Source organism: Psychrobacter sp. YP14, from assembly GCF_003209315.1.
In the GTDB taxonomy this organism is placed as follows: domain Bacteria; phylum Pseudomonadota; class Gammaproteobacteria; order Pseudomonadales; family Moraxellaceae; genus Psychrobacter; species Psychrobacter raelei.
In genome coordinates this window covers 1,526,281-1,541,188 of record NZ_CP029789.1, presented here as the reverse complement: position 1 = coordinate 1,541,188, position 14,908 = coordinate 1,526,281, and the positions used below count along the sequence as shown (strand labels likewise).

The window sequence follows — 14,908 nt, the reverse complement described above, 5'->3', positions numbered from 1 at the left end:
CACTGTCGTGATTAGTACTTAAAGTATTGCAAGTTAAAATTAACCTCGCCATACTAACCCTATGAAAACACTCAAGCTACGCATCAAAGACAAACACGTAAACCAGCTAAACAAACTAGCTGGGAGTGTTAACTATGCGTGGAACTATGTTAATGCGTTAAGCTTTGAGCATTTAAGACGCACAGGTAAGTACTTTTGGGCCTATGATTTAAGCCAATACACCAAAGGCAGTGGTGAGTATTTAGGATTGCACTCGCAAACTTTGCAAGCCATCAACGAAACTCATGCCAAATCTCGTAAGCAGTTTAAAAAAGCCAAACTTAATTGGCGCACCAACCGACCCGATGCCAAACGCAAATCGCTTGGCTGGATACCTTTTAAAAAGTCTGCTATCAAGTATCTACATACAAGACAGACAGGCAAAAAGGCACTGAAATCAACCATACAGCTATCGCTCTGTAAAGGTCAAAAGGTAATCATAGACGTATTTGATAGCTATAATCTAAGCCTATATCAAATCAATACGCTTGAGATAGTGCAAGACAGCCGTAATCGTTGGTATGCCTGTATTACCGTCAAAGATTTTCCTAGACAAGCAAGTGGCAAAGGCAGCGTTGGTATTGACTTAGGCTTAAAGCAGTCTGCTACCACATCAACGGGCGATAAACTACAGATTAAGCAGACTCAAAAATGGGCTAATAAATTAGCAGTCGCCCAGCGTGCAAACAATAAAAGCCGGGTAAAGGCAATCCATGCCAAGATCAAAAACTCAAGATTAGATGCCATACACAAATTCACCACCCAATTAGTTAAGGATAATGCCTTAATTGTGGTTGGTGATGTTAAATCACGCTCATTCACCAATTCGATGACCAACCTAGCTAAATTGACATACGATGCAGGATGGTTTGAACTCAAAAGACAACTGGAATATAAATGCAAGCATGCAGGTTGTCAGTTTGAGATGGTAAATGAGAGTTACACTACCCAGACCTGCTCGTGCTGTCTTAAAATAAGTGACAGTAGTCCAAAAGGTAGAGCAGATCTTGGAATAAGAGGATGGAGGTGTGCTGAGTGTGGCACATGGCATGATAGAGATATCAATGCTGCTAAGAACATCCTTGCGGTCGGGCTTGACCGTCTAGCTGTAGGAATCCCCTCGGTTTAGCGAGGGGAGGAAGTCAACATCTTCCACCCATTCTTTATTAGGAAATCTATAAATCATGAGCACTGAGCAGCCGGTCTATTTTGCCCCAGTATTACCTTGGCAGCAAACTGCTTGGGACAACTTGATAGCACGCTATGAGCGTCTACCGCATGGCTTGTTATTTGCTGGGATGCAGGGGATTGGTAAACGTGCTTTTGTATGGCGCTTTGTGGCTTGGCTACTTTGTGATAATCGTGAGCAGCCAAGCTCTCAGCAAGGCGCATGTGGTCAGTGTCAAAGCTGTCAATGGCTCGCCTCTGGGACGCATCCTGATTTGCAGGTGTTGCCCATCAGCAGTTTGCCAAGTTTAGAGGTGGAGGCCGCAACTGCAACCAAAGGCGGTAAATCCAATACCAAAAAAGCGTCTGAGAATGGGGCGGCTAAAGCTTCTGTAAAGCCGTCTATAAAGATTGATGACATTCGAGAGCTGCAGCCTTTTATTAGCCAGGGCAGTAGTGGACGCCGGGTTTGCGTTATTGATTATGCCGATAAGATGACAGTGGCTGCAGCCAATGCGCTGCTTAAAACCTTAGAGGAGCCGCGTGAGGGCATTCATTTGCTGCTGATTAGCGATATGCCTACCAAATTATTGCCCACCATCAGAAGCCGGGTGCAGCAAGTGGCGATGGATCCTATGGCGTATGAACAGGTTTTTGCTTATTTAGAGAATCATGTCTCACAACACACTCAAAACCCCGCTCAATCGGATAATGCGGCACCTTTATCTGAGCAAGTGGCCCAAGCATTGAAGCTGTCTAATGGCGCGCCGCTGGCTGCCTTAGAGATGCTAAGCAGTGCTTGGTACCAGCAGCGTGGTACTTGGGTTAAGGTTTGGCTGGCACTCAGAGCCGGCAAGCGCAGCGCCATAGCGGCCAGTGATTATTGGCAAAAGCAGCTGTCTTTGGATGACTTTATTAAACTATCAGAATTTATGCTGATGGATTTTAGCCGTCAATGCTTAGGGATGCCCACCTTGCAGCAAGATTTGGCATTGGCGCAATATCAATCTATTACTGAGCTTCAGCTTGAGTCCATCCAAGCGTTAATGACTGTGATTGAGGATGTGAAAATAGCGTGTCAGCAAAACGTCAACGATAAAATGGCTTATGATCAATTATTGGCAGCGTTAGCCTTGTTATAACCGTATAAAAAAAGAGCCTCGATTCATTACCGAGGCTCTTTTTTTTAGCTGTGCTTAACTTATTTTATCTTTATAAAAATAGCTAAGGGCTTATTTTTCTAAAATACAAGTGACACCTTGACCACCTGCTGCACAGATTGAAATCAGTGCACGGCCTGATCCTTTTTGATCCAGTAGCTTAGCAGCAGTGGCTAGGATACGACCACCGGTTGCTGCAAATGGATGGCCTGCAGCCAGTGATGAGCCATTAACGTTTAGTTTACTGCGGTCAATAGACCCTAGTGGGGCATCAAGACCCAAACGCTCCTTACAGAAAGTCTCATCTTCCCAGGCGGCTAGAGTCGACAGTACTTGTGAGGCGAAGGCTTCATGGATTTCATAGAAGTCAAAGTCTTGTAAAGTTAGGCCGGCGCGTGCAAGCATACGAGGTACAGCGTAAGCAGGTGCCATTAACAGACCTTCTTTAGGGCCATTTTTGCCAATAAAATCAACAGCAGCAGTTTCTTGATGGACAATATAAGCCAGTGGTTTTAGGCCATGAGCTTCAGCCCACTCATCTGTACCCAGTAGGACACAAGAAGCACCATCGGTTAGAGGGGTAGAGTTGGCTGCTGTCATGGTTGGGTTAGCGTTACGTTTACCAAATACAGGTTTTAGCGTTGCTAATTTTTCTAGTGAAGAGTCTGGACGTAAGTTGTTATCACGGGTTAAGCCCTTGTATGGGGTAATTAGGTCATCAAAGAAGCCCTCTTCATAGGCACGGGCTAGGTTTTGATGGCTTTTTACTGCCAACTCATCTTGTGCTTCACGGCCGATGTTCCATTCTAAAGCGGTAATGGCCTGGTGATCGCCCATAGATAGACCGGTACGTGGCTCACCATTTTGCGGCGCATCGATAAGCTCTTTTGGATTGATGCTGGTTAGGGCGCTTAGGCGCTGTTTGTTATTGCGAGCGGCGCCCAGTTTGATTAAGGCTTTGCGTAGACCATCACCCACAGCAATAGGGGCATCTGAAGTGGTGTCCACACCACCAGTAATGGCCGAATCGATAATGCCTAGAGCAATTTTATTGCTGGCAGCAAAAGTGGCTTGTAAACCAGTGCCACAGGCTTGAGAGACATCATAGGCAGGCGTTTGTGGGTCAAGAGCGGTATTAAGCGCTGACTCACGGGTTAGGTTTAAGTCACGGCTTAGTTTTAATACCGCACCGGCCACGACTTCACCAACACGCTCACCTTGTAATTCATAACGCTCAACCAGACCGTTTAAAGCGGCGCTTAACATGTCAATGTTGCTGGCGTCAGCATAGGGACCATTAGAGCGTGCAAATGGAATACGGTTACCGCCTAAAATAGCGACGCGGCGAGGAAGATTCGAGGTTTTTGAATTGTCTGACATTGAGCTTTCCTTGTTGGTTTTTGACTTATCAGCAGGTGATTGGTTAGCGGGCTTATCACCAGACTGTTTTTGGGTTTGATTGGTGTTGTCTGAAGCTTCTTGCTTGGGCGCTTCAGCAGTAGATTTGGTGGCTTGTTTTTGCGCTTGTTTAGATTCAGTTTGATTAGACTCTTTTTGAGTTTGAGCGTCGTCAGCTTTATTGTCTTTAACTTGTGTGGCTTCTTGCGCAGGCTCATCGATTTGAGACAGATTGTCTTCTTGTTGTGCTTGTGCTTTGGCTTCGGCAATAATCTTTTGTTTGGCAGCGCGATCTTCGCTGATGACGGTATCTGCCTCAGTTTTTGAGGTGGAGACGACTTCTTGCTGTAATTTTGAGAAGTTTGATGTGGTGTTTGAGTCTTTGGTCGGGGCGGCATTGTTAGTATCGTTTAGTAATGACTCACCCGCTTTGTTCACCACAGTGGAGGTCACCGCAGAGGATTTGTCAGCAGATTTATTTGATTGATTAGAATTACTCATTTAACGTCCTTATATTCCAAAAGTTTTATTTACCAAAAGTTTTATTTAAAAGCCACCCAATGAGAGTCAAAGACGGTCATTTGCAGGGCCTGTTTGCTTTAGGTGCTTGCTATAATCGTATATAATCCCAGTTCATTGTTATTCAAATTGTTGTTTAGATTACAGCAATATACTTGTTAGGTAAGTAGAGATAATTTTAACATTGTTACTAAAGCATTGTATGGCGTGTTGGTCTATAATAATATAATGTTATCGTTGTTAAGTGCACTCATAACATTAGGTTTTATTTTATCACATCATTAATAATAGGCAATCTTATATCGTTTCTGTTAGTGGGCAACTCGTTACCAGTGTGAAGCGAATGTTGCTAAGATAAAACTTAGATACCCTGCATTTACATGAGGGCCGTATCTCTTTGAGATTAAGGGTTGCACTGATAATCAGCGGTAGTAGTTAGTAAGTTTTAAGGCGTCGTGAGGTGGGTGAGCTGTGCACGATTTGGTAGTAAATATGAACTGATCAGTCGCAGTTTTCTGAGTAATAACCCTTATTAAATCTGAAAATATCACTCATCATCATGACCCTGAATTGCTAAAGCATTCTATTGTTTCATCCATCATATTATAAATTAGGAGATATTATGTCAGATCGCTATGGAGAGTTTGTACAGTCACCGCTAGGAAAAAAAGTGGCTAAAAATTTAGGACTGCCTTTACCGACTAAACTAGATCGTTTTGAGCCGGGTGAAAAAGTCGTCCGTGGTAGCGTATTATTTGGCTCAGCCTCAGGAGACGATAGCCGTCTAAGTGATGCCATCGCCCAAGTGTTAAATTCACTACATGCTGACGTGTACGTTGCTGGCGATGATGCACACAAAGACGTTTTGTCAGGCGCAGGTGTAGAAGCCAAAGACAGCGAAGGGCACACTGAAAAATATAAAGTATTGGTTTTTGATGCCAGTAACATTGCTCATGCCCCTGACTTAAAAGAGATGTATGACTTTTTCCATCCTGTGGCACGTCAAGTTGAAAAATCAGGCCGTGTGATCATTATTGGTCGTCCACCAGAAGAGTGCGACCGTATTGGCAAAACATTATCACAGCGCGCCCTAGAAGGCTTTGTAAAGTCTGTCGGTAAAGAGTTCAAAAACGGTATTACCGCGCAGCTTATTTATGTGAGTGAAGGTGAAGAGGCGAATTTGGACTCAACGCTACGCTTCTTTATGTCGGCACGCTCTGCTTATGTTTCAGGTCAAGTGGTTCGTGTGGGTGCAGGCAGTGTGGTTGATGTAGATTGGTCTAAGCCACTGGCTGGCAAGACGGTACTTGTGACCGGCGCAAGCCGTGGTATTGGTGAGTCTATGTCACGCGTATTGGCGCGTGATGGCGCACATGTTATTTGTTTAGATGTGCCGCAGCAGCAAGCCGATTTACAAAAAGTGGCTGGCGAAATTGGTGGCTCAACCCTCGCTCTAGATATCACAGCTGATGATGCTGGCGAGAAGATTGCAGAAGCTGCAGCCAAACGTAATGGTCTAGATGCCATTATTCATAACGCAGGGATAACCCGTGATAAGACACTGGCTAAGATGGATGACAAGCAGTGGGATATGGTTATCAACATCAATTTGCAAAGTATCGCCATGATTAACGATTACCTATTTGATAATGATGTATTGAATGAAAATGCACGTATCGTCTGTGTATCATCAATCTCAGGTATCGCCGGTAACCTAGGTCAAACTAACTATGCCACCTCGAAAGCGGGCGTAATCGGCTTGGTTCAAGCCACCGCTAAGAAGCTAAAAGCTGAAGGTAGAGGCATCACTATTAATGCAGTCGCACCTGGCTTTATCGAAACCCAAATGACAGCCGCCATTCCCTTGACTATCCGTGAAGCGGGCCGTCGTATGAACTCTATGAGTCAAGGTGGTCTACCCATTGATGTGGCAGAAACCACTGCTTGGTTGGCAGCACCTGCTTCAGGCGGCGTAAATGGCAACATCGTACGTGTCTGTGGTCAAAGTCTATTGGGCGCTTAATTGCCTATAAATTTTATTGCTATTTGACATGAACCCAGTCATGCTAGGTTCTAAGCCGTAACTAAATAGCAGTAATTTACCCAAACCTGCCGCTGTATTGTAAAATAGCCATCGAAGTGATGGCTATTTTACAAAGTTGAGATGACATTTTAACAAGGATTTTATATGACAGCCCGTGAATTCAAGAGCTTGCCTGAAGCCAGTAAAACCTATACCAAAATACTAAAATCATTATTACCGGTCATAGGAAAGAGCCATAAGGAAGAACAACAAGCTCTACCAGAAGCCAGCTACAAGGTCGGTGAGTTAATCATTGATCAGTCAAATCTACAAGATTACCGCCGCATTTGTGGCTTTGCCGACAATGGTCAAGTACCGCCCACTTACTTTGCGGTTTTATCTCAAACCTTGCAGATGAACATGATGGTTGATGAAGCCTTCCCATTTGCTATGCTAGGGCTAGTACATGTCACCAACTCAGTGACTCAATATCGCCGCATTGCTGATACCGAAGTGGTCACTATGGAAGTGAGCTTTGCCAATTTACGTGATCATGACAAAGGCAAGCAGTTTGACTTTGTTACCCAAGTTCACAGCGCAGATGAGCTGGTTTGGGAAGGCACCTCTACTTATCTATCCCGCCAAAAGACCAAGGGCGGTAGTCCGACCAAAAAACCAAAAATCGTGAGCGAAACGCTTGAGGCTCAGCAAAACGATATTCACAGTATCTTTGCCGTGCCAGAAGATATCGGTCGCCGTTATGCTATGGTTTCAGGGGATTTTAACTTAATTCATTTGCATGCTGTGACCGCGAAAGCTTTTGGCTTTCCGAAAGCCATTGCACATGGGATGTGGTCAAAAGCTAAATGCTTAAGCTTTATGGATCTGCCAGAAGCTTATAGTGTGGATGTTACCTTTAAGCTGCCTATCTTCTTGCCATCAGAAGTTGAGCTTATTGGCGACAATGCAGACAACCTAAAAGACTCAGAGCAGGTTGTATTTAATCTATACAATGCTAAAAATAAAAGACCCCATTTAACCGGTGTTATCAAGAAACTGTAAGATGACAGGTACGCTGATGTTTATACCAGACGTTTTATTGGTAATAAAGGCACAGCGGCTGGTATAAAAGAAGCTGTTTAGTCAGCTAGGGAGGGACTCCTTAGCTGAATTTGTTGTGTTTTTAAGGATTTAATATGTCAAAAGATGAGGCAACGTCCGAAAATTTATCTGCTGATACTAAGGATGAAGGTGTCAGTGAGTCTGCTGAGATATCACTTGAAGCTGCTTTAGCCCCAGTATTAGAAAATGCCAAATTCCCCAATGCTCAGACTGTGGTATCAGGCAAGCTGTCTGCTGAACAGGTAGTAAAAGCGGCTGAAGCGGGTATTGAGCATATCATAAACCTGCAACCTGAGTCTGAGCTAAGCTTTGATGAGCGAGCGGCGGTAGAGGCTCAGGGCATCAACTATACTCACTTGCCCATTGCTGGCGCAGAGGACTTAAAACAAGTCAATTTATTAGAATTCGATAAAGCCCTGCGCACCCATCATGGCAAAAAAACCTTAATACACTGCGGCTCAGGCAATCGTGTCGGGGCTTGTATGGCGCTGCGAGCGGGCTGGTTAAGAGGTCGCAAGATGGACACTGCCATGCAGCAAGGCAAAGAACATGGGCTAACGGGGCTAGAAGAAGAGGTGCGTATGCGCTTATTGGTACCTCGCTGATTGATTAAGAGCGCTAATAAGCTTAATGCTTTTACCTTTACCACGTTATTTGCCGATACATTGAGTGACTTTATGGATAACTTGCAAAACCAACTGACCCAAATCATGACCCAGCTACAGCTTGAAGATGCCCCTGTTGGCGGCGCTGTGGTGGTCTATCATAAAGGGCAGCTTGTGGCCCAGGCTTCTGTGGGGCAAGCGACCCCGCGTTTAAGCTGGAACAAAGACAGATTGGGGCTGAATTTTTCGACTGGGAAAGGCGTATTGGTAACTTTAGTCCATATCTTAGTCTCTAATAAGATTTTGGCTTATGATCAGCCCATTAGCCAGTACTGGCCTGAATTTGCCGCCAATGGCAAGCAACAAATTACCTTGAGACAAGTACTGACTCACCGCTCAGGACTGTTTAATATTCAAGCCATCACTGACTTTGCCCCAGAGCTGACAGATTGGCAACTGATGCTGCAGCGTGTTGAGCAGATGCCGCCCCAAGCCACCTTTAATGAGCAGGCCGAAAGTGCCTATAGTGCTTTAGTCTCGGGATGGGTGATAGGGGGCTTAATCGAGAAAGCCACTAACTTGTCTCTAAATGAAGCCTTACAGCAGTATTTGACTGAGCCCTTAGGTATCAGTGACAGTATGTATTTTGGGGTGCCGGCCGATAAGATTGGTGAGGTGGGCACGGTGGTTAGCAACTTTGACGACTTTGATACGGTGATGGGCTTAGTAGAAGCTGACGCTATCAATGAAGATGAGGCTGACAAAGCTGTCAAAAAAAGAAGTGCTAAACCCAAGCTGCGCTCTGATTCAGAGGCTACCTTGGCCGCTTATCAAAGCTTGCCAAGCTACAGCTGCTGGCAGCAGCTACTGGGTCAAAAGCAGTCTGATGCACCGCTTAAAACCTTGCAGATTGCCAATTTATACTTTGATATGAGTGGCGTTAAGATGCAAGACTTCAAGTATGCGTTGGTGCCTGCCGGCCGCTCTGAATTTAATTATCATACCCCTGAATCTTTGATGGCAAAAATACCGGCGGCCAATAATGTGGCTTCAGCCGACGCCTTGGCCAAGATGTACGCCATGCTTGCCAATAAAGGGATTTGGCAAGGCAAACGGTTGATTGATGAGTCGGTGTTTGATGAGTTATCGAGTGTTCATGTGGCAGGCAGTGATGCGATTATGCCGGCCACTCATCCTCAAAGCATGCATTGGCGCCTAGGGTATCACCGTATATTTAGCCGCTGTCAGCCTGCTGAGAATCTGCAGTATGCTTTCGGTCATATGGGTTACAACGGGTCTATGGCTTGGTGTGATACCCAAAAACAGCTGGCGGTGGCCTATGTGCACAATTATGACGTTACTATGACCACTGACATTCGTCAGTTCGCTTTAATTGAGGCTATTTTGGCGCACTTTAGCAAGTCAATTGATTAAGCGTAGATTCGTAAATTAAACCTGAAAATAAAACCAGTCAGGTTTAATTTACTTGGCGATTTTACAAGATCTGCTAGAGGTGGGCCGCTTGGCGAGATGCCTTTGCCGTTAAGCAGGTTTATTAGTGCTGCTAGGTTTAGCGTCATCAATAAGTCTGGGTGCCACTATACCGTGCAAAAATATAGAGACAATAATGACGATGCTACAGATAATCCATAAGTCTGTGGCATCATCGAGTGCAAAGACGTCTTGATTTAGAGCATAGGCTAAGTAATAAAAAGATCCGATACCGCGGATGCCTAAGCTTGAGATGACAAAACGCTCCTTATTGGGCAAATTAAGCCCTGCTAGTCCTATCCACCCAGCAGCCGGTCTTACCACGAACAAGAACAGTAAGCTTGTGGCATATACTTGCCAGCTTAAGCTTACATCTGAGCTTAAACCTTGACCCAACGCCATCCCAAATACCACCAATACCAAGGACATAAGCAGCCCCTCTGATTGCTCAGAGAAGTCATGTAATGCGGTATGATAATCATGAGTGTGCTCGCTGTGACGGAAGGTGAAAGCGGCAATAAACACAGAGATAAAGCCGTAGGCATGCACAAATTCTGCCACACCATAAGCCAATAACGTCATCGCAATGACCACATAGCCTTGCGACATAACGGTGTCTTTATTGCTTTTTGAGAAAACCAGCTTGCTAAGCAGCTTACCAACCAAGACACCAACGGCGACACCAGCACCGACTTTCCAGAGCACATCTACACTAAGCCAGTCGACTAAAAGAGACAAGGACAGCTCATTTGCCTTACCGTAATACTCCGCAATTTTTATTGCCAGATAGACAAAAGGAAAGGCCAGACCATCATTGAGTCCTGCCTCAGAGGTAAGGGTAAAGCGCGGGGTGTCCTCATTACCAGAGTTAGGCGGGCCTACTTGAATGCTAGAGGCCAATACCGGGTCTGTCGGCGCCAAAATAGCACCCAGTAAGATAGCTGCCGCCAAGCTCAAGCCAAAAATATAATAGCCAAGCGCTGCCATTGCCGCGATACATAAAGGCATGGTGATGAGCAATAGCCGAAAGGTGGGCCGCCAATGCTTATAGCTAAGCGGGGTATCAATCTTTATACCGGCACCAACTAAGGATACCAGTACCACAAGCTCACATACCTTTTCGACCACCTCACCATTGGCGATAGGATTTAAAAAGGGGAGCGCAGACCAAAAATAACCCATGAGTAAGCCAAAGCTTACCTGTAGCATCGGCAAAGATAAGGGCAGACGTTTTAAAAAAACAGGGGATAGGGCACCAAACAAAAAGGCGATGCCACACACTAGAAGAAACTGATTGTAGTTTTCAAGCATCAGAGTATCGATAATTTGAGTTAAGAAGAAAAAACACTGTCAATAGTAGGGCTTAGTATTGGTCAGTAACAGAGATTAATAATGGCGTATCTGCCCGGCATTAAACATTGTTTTTAGGTAATATTTATCGAAAGAAGCCGACTGTCAGTGACGGGTAGTGAGCTTTAAATAGTGACTTATGCTAAGTGACAAGTGCGGGGCATAAGAGGTAAAAAAACGTCTGCCCACAACGCATAGTCTGCCACTGCAGTATATTTTCAACCCCCTGCTGTGGAGATAAGGGGTCTGTCACTCGCCCAGTCGGCCTCAAAAGTATTGTAACAAATAAAGCGGATAAAATAGCAGTTATTATGCGTTACTCTTGTACTAAGTCGATTTGCCAATTGCTGGCTTGAATGATTAGATTTAAGTTACGCAGCTTCATTGCTAAGTCATCTGCTTGTTTTTGAAGTGCGGATACTGAAATCATAACCCGCCATTTGATTTCGCGCGGGCTATAGCGGTCCACCTCATTACTGGCGGCTGCTATGGCCTCGACAAGCAACTTGTGACGCATCTGCAGCATATCGCGCTGTGCCAATAGGCTTAGCATGGACTGACCTTGTTCCGTGGTGGCAATGGCATTAGTGCGATGAATGCGCTCTATTAAATTGGAAAGCTCGCTTATGACTTGATTGGCCTCGACAAGCAACTCTTCAGGTGCTTCATTGGGAGTGTCTCCTTCTTGTACTTTGACATTATTGGCAATTCTGGCGTTAAGCTGAGCCAGTTTTTTTTGTAAGTCACTGCGAATAAGTAAGGCTTCGGCAAGTTTCATAATATCTCCAACTTCTCTTTATTTATAGGATTGTAAGATAACCTCTGCCGGTGTTATTGTCTATAAGGATTATGAGAGTCGATAGTGGCATTAAGCATAAACCAACGTAGTTTTATTATTTTTTATACTAAAAAAAGGGTAATGTGATGGAAAATTATGATGCACAAGCACTACAGAAAAAATATGAGCATTGGCATGATTTGCATCAGCAGATACATGAAGCTCAGGAGAAATGGCGAGAAGCCAGTGCCTTATTGTCTGAATTGCAAACGTATTACCAAAGTGAGCAGTGGCGAAGAGATTATGAAAACAACGTCGCTGTTGAGTGTGCAGATAATGTGCACTCTATCCTCAGCGAAGATGCGCTATGGAGTGCATTAACTGACCATCAAGAGCAGGCCATTCGTTGGATGCGGCTGGGATTAGATGCTATAGACCATTAGCGTCTGGCCTAAAATAAGCTGTGGCCTAACACTGTACAAAAAAAGCCAGCATCGGCTGGCTTTTTTTTGAGTTTTTATTCATTTTACAGCGTATTAACGTTCAACTTGACTCACATCACGTACCGCACCGGTATCCGCACTGGTGGTCATGGCGGCGTAGGCACGTAGGGCTTGACTGACATGGCGCTCGCGACTTTCAGGTTTCCAAGCTTTGCTACCACGTGCTTCCATCTCTTCACGGCGGCGGGCAAGCTCACTGTCAGAGACCTCCAGGTTAATGCTGCGATTTGGAATGTCGATGTGGATGGTATCACCCTCATTTACTAGACCAATAGCGCCACCTTCGGCAGCTTCCGGGCTGGCATGGCCGATTGATAGACCCGAGGTGCCCCCTGAGAAGCGGCCATCGGTTAATAGCGCACACTCTTTACCCAAGCCTTTTGATTTTAAGTAAGAAGTCGGGTAGAGCATCTCTTGCATGCCTGGGCCACCTTTCGGGCCTTCATAACGGATAATGACAATATCACCGGCCACGACTTTGTCCGCCAAGATGGCCTCTACGGCGTCATCTTGTGACTCAAACACACGGGCACGGCCAGTAAAGGTTAGGATGCTGTCATCAACGCCAGCAGTTTTTACCACGCAGCCACGCTCAGCAATGTTACCGAACAATACGGCCAGACCGCCGTCTTTAGAATAAGCATGCTCGGCAGAGCGGATACAGCCAGACTCACGGTTTAGATCCAGATTGGACCAGGCTTTATTTTGTGAGAAAGCTTGGGTGGTACGTACGCCGCCTGGTGCTGCGATATACAAATCACGTGCCGCTTCATGATTGGGATGATCAGTATTCATCACATCCCACATCTCAAGCGCTTCTTGCAAGGTCTTGGCGTGAACGGTTGGCAAGTTTGTGTGCAATAGACCGGCACGATTTAGCTCAGCCAAAATGGCGAGTACACCACCGGCACGGTGCACATCTTCCATATGGTATTTTTGGGTAGCAGGCGCCACTTTTGATAAGCAAGGCACGCGGCGACTTAACTGATCGATATCGGCCATTTTAAAGTCAACTTCCGCTTCATGCGCAGCGGCCAATAAATGCAAGATGGTATTGGTTGAGCCGCCCATTGCGATATCAAGGCTCATGGCATTTTCAAAGGCTTCTTTGGTGGCAATAGAGCGTGGCAGGGTTGACTCATCGTCCTGCTCATAGCGGCGTTTTGCTAAATCAACAATACGGCGACCGGCTTCTAAGAACAGGGCTTCACGCTTGGCATGAGTGGCTAGCAATGAACCGTTACCGGGCAAAGATAGACCTAAGGCTTCGGTTAAGCAGTTCATTGAGTTGGCAGTGAACATGCCTGAGCATGAGCCGCACGTTGGGCAAGCGGAGCGCTCAATCTCTAACACGTCAGCATCGCTTACGTTGTCATCAGCGGCGTCAATCATGGCATCAACAAGGTCAAGCTTACGGATTTTTTTGCCGTCTTCATTGACGGGGGAATCAAGATTATGACTGGGCGCTAAATCTTCAGCCAATACCTTGCCGGCCTCCATAGGGCCACCCGAGACAAAGATAACTGGGATGTTTAGGCGCATGGCTGCCATTAACATACCTGGGGTGATTTTGTCACAGTTGGAGATACACACTAGCGCATCTGCGCAGTGGGCATTGACCATATACTCTACAGAATCTGCGATTAAGTCACGGCTTGGCAAGGAGTACAGCATACCGCTGTGACCCATGGCAATGCCATCATCGACCGCGATGGTGTTAAATTCTTTGGCAACCCCGCCCACACGCTCAATCTCACGGGCAACCAGTTGGCCCATGTCTTTTAGATGGACGTGACCTGGAACAAACTGGGTGAAGGAGTTGGCAATGGCGATAATTGGCTTATCAAAGTCACCATCAGTCATACCTGTGGCACGCCATAATGCACGGGCACCAGCCATATTGCGGCCTGAAGTTGAGGTCTTAGAGCGGTATTGCATATAACATCCTTTTTATCTTAGGTATTGAATTACTCAATAGGTATTGTAACCTATAAACACAGATTTGGTTAAAGCAAAAAATATTGATTAAGTATAAATTAAAATTATGATTTAACTCAAAAAATATTAGACCAAGCGGAGCTCAATGGCCTCTTGTAATTGGGTAAGTTGTGGTTTTTGATCCTCAAGTAATGCCAATATTGTCAGCGCATATTGAGCCGGTAGTGCCTGATAGCCCTCTAAGCGCTCAAGCGCCATCCACTCATCCTCTGCTGTGACTACTAAAGGCTGAGTGCTTTTATTAAGTACAAACACATCGCCATAAAAGTGCCAATCTTGCATAGAGGCTTGTAGGGCCTCGGCTTTATGTTGGGTATAAATAGGATCACGATCTTTAGCCGTGTTGGTGAATTTTAGGCGCAGTGCAATTTGCAACCGATCACAAAACATCACTAAGGTGCCGGTGACTTTTACTTGCCAAGGGGTTTTTACCAAGTCCTCACTGATGCCTATAAGTTTGGCCGCGTCTGCGGCAAACATAGGGGTTTGAAACTGTTTTAATAGCTCAGCATTTAGGGGATGAGCGGACTTAATATCATCGCTTAGCGCATCATAATGATATAAAAATGGCAACTTCTCATCTTGACTGATGCTTTTGTCAATAATTTTGCAATTGTGAATCTGCCACGGCGTATCATTGGTGAGTAAGTCATTGAGTATCAAGGTGTTAGGATCGGCGGTGAGCTTTGGTGCATCCGTTAGGCTCAGATGGGATGCTTGTAAATTAGGGGCGGGGAAATCTGTATTCATAACAG

At 45.4% G+C, this 14,908-nt stretch carries 12 protein-coding genes; 7 read left to right on the top strand and 5 right to left on the bottom strand.

Annotated features, from left to right (window positions below):
• Positions 1-61: 61 nt before the first annotated feature.
• Positions 62-1,168, top strand: coding sequence for an RNA-guided endonuclease InsQ/TnpB family protein (locus tag DLE54_RS06400; protein ID WP_110816636.1), 1,107 nt, complete (start codon positions 62-64; stop codon positions 1,166-1,168).
• A gap of 52 nt (positions 1,169-1,220) precedes the next feature.
• A complete protein-coding gene (locus DLE54_RS06390; RefSeq protein ID WP_227535664.1) occupies positions 1,221-2,348 on the top strand; it encodes a DNA polymerase III subunit delta' in 1,128 nt (375 codons plus the stop codon).
• Between the two features lie 90 nt (positions 2,349-2,438).
• Here DLE54_RS06390 and DLE54_RS06385 read toward each other — a convergent pair whose 3' ends face one another.
• On the bottom strand, positions 2,439-4,265 hold the full coding sequence (locus DLE54_RS06385; RefSeq protein ID WP_110816634.1) for an acetyl-CoA C-acetyltransferase: 1,827 nt from the start codon (positions 4,263-4,265) through the stop codon (positions 2,439-2,441).
• A gap of 640 nt (positions 4,266-4,905) precedes the next feature.
• On the opposite strand from DLE54_RS06385, the gene DLE54_RS06380 reads away from it, so the two are divergent.
• The 4 genes from DLE54_RS06380 to DLE54_RS06365 all read left to right on the top strand — a co-directional run bounded on the left by DLE54_RS06380 (position 4,906) and on the right by DLE54_RS06365 (position 9,467).
• Positions 4,906-6,306: a 3-oxoacyl-ACP reductase gene (locus DLE54_RS06380; RefSeq protein ID WP_110816633.1), complete on the top strand. Its 1,401-nt coding sequence runs from the start codon at positions 4,906-4,908 to the stop codon at positions 6,304-6,306.
• A gap of 165 nt (positions 6,307-6,471) precedes the next feature.
• Complete coding sequence (locus tag DLE54_RS06375) at positions 6,472-7,368, top strand: MaoC family dehydratase (protein WP_110816632.1); 897 nt, start codon at positions 6,472-6,474, stop codon at positions 7,366-7,368.
• Between the two features lie 134 nt (positions 7,369-7,502).
• Positions 7,503-8,033: a beta-lactamase hydrolase domain-containing protein gene (locus tag DLE54_RS06370; protein ID WP_011960628.1), complete on the top strand. Its 531-nt coding sequence runs from the start codon at positions 7,503-7,505 to the stop codon at positions 8,031-8,033.
• A 72-nt stretch (positions 8,034-8,105) separates the two neighbouring features.
• Positions 8,106-9,467, top strand: a complete 1,362-nt coding sequence (locus DLE54_RS06365) for a serine hydrolase domain-containing protein (protein ID WP_110817335.1) — start codon at positions 8,106-8,108, stop codon at positions 9,465-9,467.
• Between the two features lie 108 nt (positions 9,468-9,575).
• On the opposite strand, the gene DLE54_RS06360 is transcribed toward DLE54_RS06365, so the two are convergent.
• Both DLE54_RS06360 and DLE54_RS06355 read right to left on the bottom strand, forming a co-directional pair.
• Positions 9,576-10,835 (bottom strand): cation:proton antiporter, encoded by a 1,260-nt coding sequence (locus DLE54_RS06360; protein ID WP_110816631.1) that lies wholly within the window; start codon positions 10,833-10,835, stop codon positions 9,576-9,578.
• A gap of 355 nt (positions 10,836-11,190) precedes the next feature.
• A complete protein-coding gene (locus DLE54_RS06355) occupies positions 11,191-11,652 on the bottom strand; it encodes a DIP1984 family protein (protein ID WP_011960625.1) in 462 nt (153 codons plus the stop codon).
• Positions 11,653-11,798: 146 nt separating this feature from the next.
• Between DLE54_RS06355 and DLE54_RS06350 the strand changes: the two genes are divergently transcribed.
• A complete protein-coding gene (locus tag DLE54_RS06350; protein WP_011960624.1) occupies positions 11,799-12,095 on the top strand; it encodes a DUF4298 domain-containing protein in 297 nt (98 codons plus the stop codon).
• A gap of 93 nt (positions 12,096-12,188) precedes the next feature.
• Here the strand turns inward: DLE54_RS06350 and ilvD are convergent, their stop codons facing one another.
• Together ilvD and DLE54_RS06340 are read right to left on the bottom strand one after the other, a co-directional pair.
• Complete coding sequence (gene ilvD / locus DLE54_RS06345) at positions 12,189-14,093, bottom strand: dihydroxy-acid dehydratase (protein ID WP_110816630.1); 1,905 nt, start codon at positions 14,091-14,093, stop codon at positions 12,189-12,191.
• Between the two features lie 126 nt (positions 14,094-14,219).
• On the bottom strand, positions 14,220-14,903 hold the full coding sequence (locus tag DLE54_RS06340) for a hypothetical protein (protein ID WP_110816629.1): 684 nt from the start codon (positions 14,901-14,903) through the stop codon (positions 14,220-14,222).
• Positions 14,904-14,908: the final 5 nt, after the last annotated feature.

Coding starts and splice junctions, on each gene's coding strand:
- DLE54_RS06375 (WP_110816632.1), top strand. CDS start 6,472: ATGACAGCCCGTGAATTCAAGAGCTTGCCTGAAGCCAGTAAAACCTAT.
- DLE54_RS06400 (WP_110816636.1), top strand. CDS start 62: ATGAAAACACTCAAGCTACGCATCAAAGACAAACACGTAAACCAGCTA.
- DLE54_RS06380 (WP_110816633.1), top strand. CDS start 4,906: ATGTCAGATCGCTATGGAGAGTTTGTACAGTCACCGCTAGGAAAAAAA.
- DLE54_RS06385 (WP_110816634.1), bottom strand. CDS start 4,265: ATGAGTAATTCTAATCAATCAAATAAATCTGCTGACAAATCCTCTGCG.
- ilvD (WP_110816630.1), bottom strand. CDS start 14,093: ATGCAATACCGCTCTAAGACCTCAACTTCAGGCCGCAATATGGCTGGT.
- DLE54_RS06370 (WP_011960628.1), top strand. CDS start 7,503: ATGTCAAAAGATGAGGCAACGTCCGAAAATTTATCTGCTGATACTAAG.
- DLE54_RS06365 (WP_110817335.1), top strand. CDS start 8,106: ATGGATAACTTGCAAAACCAACTGACCCAAATCATGACCCAGCTACAG.
- DLE54_RS06340 (WP_110816629.1), bottom strand. CDS start 14,903: ATGAATACAGATTTCCCCGCCCCTAATTTACAAGCATCCCATCTGAGC.
- DLE54_RS06360 (WP_110816631.1), bottom strand. CDS start 10,835: ATGCTTGAAAACTACAATCAGTTTCTTCTAGTGTGTGGCATCGCCTTT.
- DLE54_RS06355 (WP_011960625.1), bottom strand. CDS start 11,652: ATGAAACTTGCCGAAGCCTTACTTATTCGCAGTGACTTACAAAAAAAA.
- DLE54_RS06350 (WP_011960624.1), top strand. CDS start 11,799: ATGGAAAATTATGATGCACAAGCACTACAGAAAAAATATGAGCATTGG.